Consider the following 3,952-nt stretch of genomic DNA (forward strand, 5'->3'; position numbering starts at 1 on the left):
CTATTTAATAAAAGTATCCGATAATAATAAAAGGTCGATCAACTTAATGTTCAACCGAGATAAAAAATATCAACCTGCAAAACTTCAAATTTAATTAACATAATCATGTTCTATTAATTCTTAAATGGTGAAAGAATAAAGCTCTTTAATAAGTTATTTGATAATTTTTTTGATAGCAGACCTTCAAAAGAACAATTAATTAGAGAAAAGGAAGAAATTTTCTGGAGCAAAGATGATGAATAAACAGGGGAAACGTGGGTGAGATTGGACTGTTGAGTTAAATGTCAAAAGAAGGCCAGTTGTTATTGTTAGCAACGACAATTTAATAGCAGAATTAGATCACATAATAGCGACTGTGAATAGTCAGAAAGTAAAGAATGAATTTGATATTGTAATTGAATACTGGAAGGAAGCTGGTTTAGACAAACCTTCTATTGTCAGATGTTCAAAATTAAACACCTTGCACTATAAAGAATTACTATTTAAAATCGGGAAACTACATGAATGGGATATTGAGAGGGTGCTGAATACAATAAGAAATTATTTTTCAACCTCTCAAGTCAATTTCCATGAGAGGTTAAAATGTAAGCCATAGTTTTTAAAAATCCTTAATATCTCTAATAAATCGTTTGAATCACTAAAAGCATTGCCTTCATCATTCAATCCCAGATCATAGGCCTTTCCAAACCAACCATTCTTAAGTACTGTAAAAATTGCCCTGTATGAACCGCATCATGGTAGGCGATACGTAAAAGCATATCACCTAAATATCGTTGATAGCCTACATCACTTCGGTCAATTAGTCTTGACTCTAACTCCTCAGAGGTAAGAGATTGAACATACTCTATAAAATTGTTGAAGTACTTCTCCGATAATTCAATTTCCTTTTCAATAGAAGTGATAGGCTCTTGATCAAATGGAGCAGCGGTCTCCGCTTTAACAGATCCATTGTTTCTTATAACCATATGATAATAGAAACTTGCACTCCAAACATGGCGGATTGTTTCCCCAAAGGACAATGCCTCTTTATCCGGTCGCCAAGTAAGCCAATTATCAGGTAGTGATCTCCATAATTTTATAGAACGTCTCCTATTTTCTTTTAGATTTAATACAATCAGATCAACTGAAGTCATATTTAGCTCCTCCTACTAGTAGTAAATTCATTGTAATTGTAATCTAAATTCGTTTGGGTTATCATCGAAATATGAATGTATATCCAAATATATCTTATATTGCAAAACTTATTGGTGAACCTACTAAGGCCATCATCTTAGACTGCTTAATGAATGGTCAAGCACTGCCTGCTAGTGAATTAGCTTATATGGCAAGAGTGTCACATCCAACTGTTAGTTCCCACCTCCAAAAATTGCTTGAAGGCAATCTAGTGAGCGTAGAACAACATGGAAGACATCGTTATTACAGAATTGCTAATGGAGAGGTAGCAGAAGTTCTCGAAAAACTTGGGACAATCGCACCAACTGTTCAAATTCGTTCATTACGGCAATCCACTCAACTAAAACAAGTTCGTTATGAGTAAATACAAAGAGAAGAATATTTGCAAAGCCCTGTCTTGATTGGAGTGAGAGACGATTTCACATTTCCGGGTGGCTTGGATCAGCGATTGCCACTCATTTTTTCGATCAAGGGTGGATTACAAGAGCAGATAAAAACCGCGCAGTACATCTTACACAAAAAGGAATAATAGTATTACGAGATCATTTTGGTATTGAAATGAGTATAGACAAAGTTTGATTGACTTTCTCATCCATAACCCCCTGTTTGACAGGGGTTTTTGGTATTTTCATTGACTTGAAGAATCGCAGTACTAAGGAACTCTTTCCGTTAGGAAGAAGATTCTATTTTATACCGAATAACGGTCGCCTAAAAATTATGAATACACCCATAACAAGTAATACTAGGCCACCAATTAGAGTCATCAATGGAATGATACGTGTAACATCAGAAAGATAAACACCCGAAGTATCAACTATCAGTTTAGCAATTCCTGATAACGCTAGAAGAATAAAACCTGTACATGTAAATCTAGCCCCAATAATACTCTTCATAAGAACTCCTTACATTTTTGTATTTAGAAGATACATTTTCCTTATTTCTTCAACCACAACTTCTGGGTTATCCCAATGCAACATATGAGTCGTGTTAGAAAAGAGTTTTACTGTTCCTCTCGTCTTATCTTGAAAGATACTAGATGTGAAATCTCTTTGTTGTCACATCCTCTTTGGTAGTCTGGCTCTCAGTAAAAGAATAGTAGAAGGCAATCTATCATATATATCTTCCGTTTCATGTTTGTGCATGGCTTTTATAATATTACCAGCCGTGGTACCTCGAGCGTGCCAGTATATTTTTTTGTCCTTTTCAAATGCTAGTCTCTTACTGCGAGTTCAATCAATGGAGACCATCTAGAATACACTTCTTTCTCTGTATTAAAGAACTTTTCCCAAGAATCAAATACATATTCTTCAAAATCTTTTTCATAGTACGACACTTCTTCTTCGACTGTTTGAATATTATGTCTTTTACCTTGGTATCCTCCATCTATAAGAATCGAGCCCTTTACTCTTGGTGGAAAAGTAGCTAAATAATAGAGAGCGACAAAACTTCCCAAAGAGTGAGATAAGAAATAGAATTTATCAATTTGAAGATAATCCAAAATTCCATTTATCCATAAGGCCATTTGAGGCATCTCATATTCCTCAGTGTTCTTAAATGCTGGCGTCTTAACGTGTCCAGGTGCATCGGCCGAAATTATTCTAAATTCATTTTTTAGCTACTCAGCAACCTCTATAAAGGTAAGGCTAGTACCACCTAATCCATGTAAACAAAAGATTACTGGGGCATTCTCGTTTCCCCATTCTGTAATATGTACTCGCATTTTTTCATTGTCGATAAAATATTGTTTCATCACAAATCTCCTCATAGATCATTAAAAGAAATACTTTAATTTTGTTGAAACTATTTTTTATTGTTTTTCATATACTTCCACAAACACATTCCCAAAGTATTCATCTCCAAAATATGCTTCCAGTTTCCACATACCACTCATTGGTAATGACATGTTGGATGGCACATGTATGTCCGCTGTGTTGTTTGGACCACCAAGAGGACTTCCAGCTATTAAAGTAATTTGCTCCCAACTAGATTCATGAGTCGCGATAACTTTAAGCTCTCCATCAAATTCACTTTCTTTCCCCCAAAAATGCCACATATATTTATTTCCTTTATTCGGATGAAACCTAGCATCTAATGTATCTTCATGAATAAAACCAATCCGATCTTTCTCACCAATCATGGTATATCCACCTAATGTAAAGAAGGGGCTTGACTTCCAACCTCTAATATCTAGAACAACATCACCATAAAATTGGTCATTTAACACAACTTCATATCTCCAAATTCCTTTATAAGGAATTTCAAAACTAACTGTAAATCGCTCTAGACTTGGATATCCAGTACTTGATTCACTAATAATTTCTGGTTTTACTGCCGCTATTCGCTCTCCAGTTTCCTTATGGTGGGCATAAATGGCTAACTCTTTTCCATTAAAGCTTTCAAACGACTCGGTAAAACTAAACATATACCCATAAGGCCTACCCGCTGTAAGACCTGGATCAGGATATACTCCAAATAGTACTTTCTCCCCTTTTACAAATTTATCTCGTTCCTCCCAATCAACGAAGACTTCTTCAGTTTCTGGTTCCATTTTAGCCATTTCTTCTGTTTCCTTTGAACAACCTGCTAATGCAAGAAATATAAAACACAGGGACACCAGAACGTATTGCTGAGCTTTTTTCACCATATACCTCCAAAGGTTTTTATTTACAGACAAATTGCCCTCTAATAAAGGTTGAAGCCATTGTTTATTAAAATCTCTCCCCCAAAATTTATCCTCCGAAAAATAAATCAAGTATATTTGAACCAGTAGATGAATTTT

The 3,952-nt window shown here is 35.1% G+C and carries 2 protein-coding genes and 3 pseudogenes; 2 read left to right on the forward strand and 3 right to left on the reverse strand.

Annotation, left to right across the window (positions count from 1 at the left end; translation table 11 throughout):
• Window positions 1-298 precede the first annotated feature (298 nt).
• Window positions 299-595: pseudogene (locus ACOI1C_RS22300) on the forward strand (type II toxin-antitoxin system PemK/MazF family toxin); the annotation flags it as partial.
• A 64-nt stretch (window positions 596-659) separates the two neighbouring features.
• Here the strand turns inward: ACOI1C_RS22300 and ACOI1C_RS22305 are convergent.
• Window positions 660-1,133, reverse strand: a complete 474-nt coding sequence (locus tag ACOI1C_RS22305; protein WP_422512835.1) for a DinB family protein — start codon at window positions 1,131-1,133, stop codon at window positions 660-662.
• A gap of 71 nt (window positions 1,134-1,204) precedes the next feature.
• Here ACOI1C_RS22305 and ACOI1C_RS22310 point away from each other — a divergent pair.
• A pseudogene (locus ACOI1C_RS22310) lies at window positions 1,205-1,752 on the forward strand (ArsR/SmtB family transcription factor).
• 323 nt (window positions 1,753-2,075) lie between these two features.
• On the opposite strand, the pseudogene ACOI1C_RS22315 reads toward ACOI1C_RS22310, so the two are convergent.
• Together ACOI1C_RS22315 and ACOI1C_RS22320 are read right to left on the reverse strand one after the other, a co-directional pair.
• A pseudogene (locus ACOI1C_RS22315) lies at window positions 2,076-2,923 on the reverse strand (alpha/beta fold hydrolase).
• Between the two features lie 57 nt (window positions 2,924-2,980).
• On the reverse strand, window positions 2,981-3,952 hold a 972-nt coding region (locus tag ACOI1C_RS22320), incomplete at its 5' end, for a hypothetical protein (RefSeq protein ID WP_422512836.1).

The sequence above is a fragment of the Bacillus sp. DJP31 genome (assembly GCF_049310945.1).
GTDB lineage: Bacteria > Bacillota > Bacilli > Bacillales > SA4 > Bacillus_BS.

Bases quoted from the DNA above. Each gene is read 5' to 3' on its own strand.
- ACOI1C_RS22305 (WP_422512835.1), bottom strand. From the start codon at position 1,133: ATGACTTCAGTTGATCTGATTGTATTAAATCTAAAAGAAAATAGGAGA.